Consider the following 5,894-nt stretch of genomic DNA (forward strand, 5'->3'; position numbering starts at 1 on the left):
TTCGTCTACAGAGAAGTCGCTGCTCTCGAGCACTGTTGTCTTCGTGATGCCTGCTTCGTCAAGGGCTTTTTGGAAACCCTTCTGACGGTTCTGTCCATTGATGCGTGCGAGCGGAACGGTGATCTCGCCGACAACGCCTTCTAATTTGTTGTCTTTGACATATTTTGCGAAATACTGTCCAACTTCATATGCGCCCGCTTCATTCGGCGTAGAAACAAAGGACAGGAATTCGCCGGAGTCCGTACCTACGTCGCAGATCACGACGGGAACGTTTGATTTCTTCGCTTCTTCGAGTACAGCCGGGCAGGCTGCGCTGTCCGTCGGAGAGATGATGATGGCATCAGCGCCTGCTGCGATCGCGTTTTGCGCGTTTTTCAGCTGTGTTGCAGCTTCGTTGTTAGAGTCGTAAGATGTGACCTCCCAACCCTGCTTTGCACATACGTCTTTGATGCCGTCTTCACAATAACCCCAGAACGGTGTGTTGAAGGAAGGCGCCATGTAAGCGATCTTCTTTGCGCCGCCTGCATCAGCAGATGCAGCGGGTTCCGCAGCAGATTCAGACGCTGCCGGCTCTGCCGCCGATTCGGATGCGGCAGGAGCGGAAGCCGATTCAGACGCTGCCGGAGTAGCGGGAGCACAGCCTGCAAGGGCGAAGGCGACCACCAGTACGACCGCCAGAATAGTAACTAAAGTCTTTTTCATTCAAAGTTCCTCCTTTTATTATTATCCGGGGTTCCTCTCCCGGAAAAGAAATTCATATTCTTTTACGCTACAGTCGCTTTTTTCTTTTCTCGTACCATAGAACTGATGCTCTCGATCAGTAGGGCGGCAATGATGATGATGCCGACCGTGACCGTTTGCCAGTAAGGCGATACGCCGAGAAGGTCGAGACCGTTTTTGACAAGCCCCATAAATACAACGCCGATGGCCGTGCCGATCAGGGTGCCCTTACCGCCGGTCATGGCGACGCCGCCAATGACGACCGCTGCAAGGGTATCCATCTCATAGTTTGCGCCGTATGTCGAATCAACGCCCATCAGCCGCGAGGACATCAGGATCGCACCGACTGCCGCCATCAATCCGCTTATGATATAAGGATACATCCTGAAAGACTTGACGTTTACACCCGCAAGCCGTGCCGCGTTCGAGTTGCTGCCGATTGCATAGATGTACCGGCCAAGTTTTGTATTATTTAAGCACCATGCCATGACGATAAAGAGAACGACGATGGCGACATAGTAGACACGGACATAAGGAACGATCTCCGCTTTCGCGATCATATCGAAGCCGTCGACAAGCTTGGAGACCGAACGGCCGTTGGAAATCAGATAATCGGCACCGCGCGTGATCATCGACATACCGAGCGTGGTGATGAATGCGGGTATGCGCATATAGGAAACAAGGAAACCGTTGATGCAGCCGACCAGCAGGCCGACGCCAATGCCGACCATGATGCCGGCAGCCATGCTTTGCGTAGCGACCATAGTGATTGCCATAGACATGGAAGATATGCCGAGCGTACCGCCCACGGAAAGGTCGATACCGCCGGTGAGCATAACAAACGTCTGGCCAATGGAAAGGATGGCAATAATGGCGACCTGCGATGCGACATTACTCAAATTTTGCGCTGTGCGGAAATTTTCGGTCAGGAAACACATCATGATGAAGAAAGCGACCATGATGATGCCCATTGCGAGCTCTGTACGGTACTTGACCCGGATCACGCTCCATTTAGAAGAACCTAAGTTGGATGATTGCTTATTGCTCATTTTGTACCTCCGCTGCATTGTGATTGCTTCCGGCATCGCCGAAGGAAGCATAGTTCATAATATTTTCTTCGAAGAATTCATGCTTATCGTTCATATCGGCGACGATCACGCCATCACGCATGATAAGGATACGGTCACAGATGCCAAGAAGCTCGGGGAGCTCCGAGGAGATAACCACCACGCAGATGCCCTGTGCCGCAAGGGCGTGCAGGATATTGTAGATCTCGACCTTGGCGGAAATGTCGATGCCGCGCGTCGGCTCGTCTAAAATAAACACCTTGGGGTCTGTGAGCAGCCATTTGCTGAGCACCACTTTTTGCTGGTTGCCGCCCGATAAGCTGCTGACAGGATTTTGTTCGCTGGAGACCTTGATATTGAGCTCGCCAATCATCCTTTTACAGTCGGCCTGCTCGGCCTTGTGCGGAAGCAGTGCGGTTTTGGCACTGGCAGTCTTGGCAAACGCAGAATTTTGCAGGATGCTCATATTGAGGATCAGGCCCTCCTGCTTCCGGTTTTCGGTCGCAAGCGATAGTCCGGCGCGGATGGCACTCGCGGGGGAATGATTCTTGATCTCGTTGCCGTCCACCGTCACCGTGCCGGATTTTCTGGGGTCTGCACCAAAAATGCAGCGTGCAAGCTGGGTACGGCCTGCGCCGACCAGCCCTGAAAAACCCAGTATTTCGCCGGTATATGCTTCGAAGGAAAGGTCTTTTATAAAATTGTAGGTATCGCTTAAATGCTCCACCTTGAGCATCGGTTTGCGCTGTACGCCTTCCTGCAGGGGTAGCTTTTCCCCATAAAAATCCTTGATTTCATGTCCGACCATAGCCTTGACCAGCTTCTGCTCTGTCATTTGCTTCATATCTTCATTCCCGAGCATCAGAAGTCCGTCACGAAGCACGGTGATGCGGTCGGATATCTCGAATATTTCACTGAAACGGTGGGAAACGATGACCATACCAAGCCCCTGCCCTTTCAGCCGTCGCATGACTTCAAAAAGCCGCAGCGCTTCGTTGCTTGTAAGGGAGGCGGTAGGCTCGTCAAAGAAGATGATCTTGGAATCATAAGATACAGCCTTGATGATCTCGACGATCTGTTGTTCCGCGACGGATAATTCGCTCAGCAGCTCCTCGGGGTTGATATGATCCTGCATATCGAATAACCCGAGCAATTCGTGCGTGCGCCGGATGGCGTCGTTTTTCTTGAAAACGCCTTTTTTAAAGAGGTCGGGATGTCCAAGAAAAATATTTTCGTACACAGGCAGGTGAGGCATTGAATTGAATTCCTGCATAACGATGGAAATACCGTTCTTGATCGCGTCCGAAGGCACATTGATCTCGCGCCTGGTTCCATCAATAAAAATTTCGCCGGTATCAGCGCGCTCAATACCGCTGATTAGCTTTGCAAGTGTAGACTTTCCGGCGCCGTTTTCGCCCATCAAAGCATGTACTTCACCCGCGTTGATCGTGAAATCGACATCCTTAAGAGCGGTAACAACACCGTACGTTTTAGTCATTCCATTCGCCTGTAGCAAAGGTGTCATATGCACTTCATCCCTCTTTTCTTTATAAATTGATTGTATGTGTGTGATCGTAAAAATTATGATTAACGAATCTTAAATATCCGTATGATCATGATGCAATATGGAATCGTCTCCGGCGCATCCGGCGCCGGTCTAAGTTTTTGTTGCGAAGGATCGAACTGTCCGCACATATGGTGTGCGGGATTCAACAGTTACTCTGTTAAAACAATAGATGAATTTTTATAAGATTTTTCAGAGAGAAAATTAACTTTAATTTAGATGTGGATTTAAGTTAATTTATGCTTCTTGATTTATAATATAATATAATTGATCCGTTCTGTCAATCATTGTTTTTAATATTTATCAATTGTAATATAAAACAATTTTAAACCAAGAATAAAAAAAGCAATAAAATTGTTTTGTATAGCGGTTTTAAGCAGATGAAAAATTGAAAAACACAAATAAAATAAAGTAAAAAAAGAAGATATATTTACCGAAAAAAAGAGAAAGAAACCTAAATATATGAGTATATTAATGATAATATATGAGGAAATATTGTGCAAAAAGTAACGTTGTTTTTTGAGAAATAGTATGATATAGTTTCAATATAATTGAAAGAAATTGACCAAACAGGAGAACGGTATGAAAAATTTTATTCTGGCGCCTGATTCTTTTAAGGGTACGATGAGTGCACAGACGGTGTGCTCTATCTGGAGTGAAGCCATTAAAAAGCATATTCCGGATGCAAAAATACGCAAGCTGCCTCTGGCTGACGGTGGAGAAGGAATGGTAGAAGCTTTTCTCGGGGCGTGCGGCGGGCAGAGAAAGGCCGCAATGGTGAGCGGCCCAGCGGGCGAGCGTGTTGACGCGGTATACGGCATCCTGCCGGACGGGACAGCTGTCGTCGAAATGGCTGCATGCGCAGGACTAACGCTTATAGGAAAAGACAATGATCCGCGGAAAGCGACCACTTACGGCGTAGGGGAACTGCTTTTGCATGCGGCAAATGATGGCGCGCATAAAATCATATTGGGACTTGGAGGGAGCGCGACCAATGACTGCGGGATTGGCATGGCAGCGGCGCTCGGTTACCGTTTTTATGACAGGGATAACAAAGAAATGGAGCCTTTGGCCAAAAATATGGTGCACATCGACCGCATCGAAAAACCGGAAATCATGCCGGATATCGAAGTGTTGGCGGCGTGCGATGTAGACAATCCGCTTTATGGCGAACACGGCGCGACCTATACGTTCGGTCCGCAAAAAGGGGTGAAAGGGGAAATGCTTGCAGAGCTTGATGCCGGGCTTAAGAAGATGGCAAAAGTGATCGATCAGGATTTGCACGTCCGAATCGACGACGCGCCGGGTGCGGGAGCTGCGGGCGGCCTCGGCGGCGGCGTACTTGCGTTTTTGAATGGGACGCTTGAACCGGGCATCGACTTACTGCTCGATGTGGTACATTTTGAAGATATGCTCGACAATACGGATATGGTTTTCGTCGGGGAAGGACGCATGGACTGGCAGACTGCGCACGGAAAAGCGCCGGTGGGAATCTCGCGACGCGCAAAAAAGCGCGGGATACCGTGCATCGCACTCAATGGGATGGCTGGTAAAGGCGCGGAAGCGGTATATGATGAAGGAATATGCGCTTTGTTTTCCGCAGGCCAGGGCGCAACGGATATGTCAGAGATCATAAAAACATGCGAGCAGGATATGAGCCGTTTGGCAGATGCCGTCGTACGTATGTTATGTCTGTAGCAAAGGATCACTCTTTCTTTGTAGCGTTTTCTGCGGCTTGCTCGGCTTTTTCACGTTCCCGTTCTTCGCGCTCCTCTCTTTTTTCCTGTAGCTGGAAGCGGTGTAGTTCGGTCATGAAGCTTGCAGTGATCACGCCGGAAGGCAGTGCAATCAGCGCGATCCCAATGAAGGAAGAGAGTATGGCAATGATCTTGCCCGCCGCGGTGTAGATCACAAAAGAATCGCCAAACGATATATTGGCGAGAGAGGATGCAGACCAGGAGAGAGCGTCAAGAAAGGTTGGGAATGCCTCGATTTCTACATTATATATAATAAGGGCGCTGATGATGGTATAAGCGAAGGTCAAAAAGAGCAGGGTCAGAAGCGTGCTCTTTTGTTTTTTGAGGGAAGTGATGAACAGGTCGAAGTTGGTAGAATATTTCAGACCCTTGAAAATACGGAACAGGCGGAACAAACGGAATATACGGAACAAAACGAGCATATCGGACACACCGCCGAACAGGGGAAGGATGGCGAGCAGGTCTATGATTGCCCACGGCGTGACAGGATAGATCAAAAAAGATTTCCAGCCCTTTTTTAAGTGAAAATCCGCAGTGAGCCAATTTAAAAGATAATCTGCAACAAAAACAACGCCTACATAAAAATTGAAAAATTGAAGGATGGGCGGGTCTTCGTTAAAGAACAGCGGAACAATACTGATCAGGATAAAAACAACGATAAATATGTCATAGAAACGACTCCAGAACGGGAATTTTCCGGCTTTATCTGTTTTCAGTTAAGGATAAACGATCTCTTACACATTCCGCCTGAACCGTTTTAACTTCCTTTTCATGCATATTCACCCA

Annotated in this window: 5 protein-coding genes; 1 reads left to right on the forward strand and 4 read right to left on the reverse strand. The window is 48.5% G+C overall.

What is annotated here, in order from left to right; all coding sequences use genetic code 11:
• The 3 genes from VB081_RS08900 to VB081_RS08910 all read right to left on the reverse strand — a co-directional run.
• On the reverse strand, positions 1 to 702 hold a 702-nt coding region (locus VB081_RS08900), incomplete at its 3' end, for a substrate-binding domain-containing protein (protein ID WP_323400472.1).
• Positions 703 to 764: 62 nt separating this feature from the next.
• The gene (locus VB081_RS08905; protein WP_323400473.1) at positions 765 to 1,769 is read right to left on the reverse strand and encodes an ABC transporter permease; all 1,005 of its coding nucleotides are present in this window, start codon (positions 1,767 to 1,769) and stop codon (positions 765 to 767) included.
• The gene (locus VB081_RS08910; RefSeq protein ID WP_323400474.1) at positions 1,759 to 3,285 is read right to left on the reverse strand and encodes a sugar ABC transporter ATP-binding protein; all 1,527 of its coding nucleotides are present in this window, start codon (positions 3,283 to 3,285) and stop codon (positions 1,759 to 1,761) included. The genes VB081_RS08905 and VB081_RS08910 overlap by 11 nt, the downstream gene beginning before the upstream one ends.
• Positions 3,286 to 3,933: 648 nt before the next feature.
• On the opposite strand from VB081_RS08910, the gene VB081_RS08915 reads away from it, so the two are divergent.
• Positions 3,934 to 5,049, forward strand: coding sequence for a glycerate kinase family protein (locus VB081_RS08915; protein ID WP_323400475.1), 1,116 nt, complete (start codon positions 3,934 to 3,936; stop codon positions 5,047 to 5,049).
• A 7-nt stretch (positions 5,050 to 5,056) separates the two neighbouring features.
• Here the strand turns inward: VB081_RS08915 and VB081_RS08920 are convergent, their stop codons facing one another.
• Entirely contained in the window at positions 5,057 to 5,824 is a 768-nt protein-coding gene (locus tag VB081_RS08920; protein WP_323400476.1) for an ion transporter, read from the reverse strand.
• Positions 5,825 to 5,894: the final 70 nt, after the last annotated feature.

The sequence above is a fragment of the Christensenella sp. genome (assembly GCF_034927525.1).
Taxonomy (GTDB): domain Bacteria; phylum Bacillota; class Clostridia; order Christensenellales; family Christensenellaceae; genus Christensenella.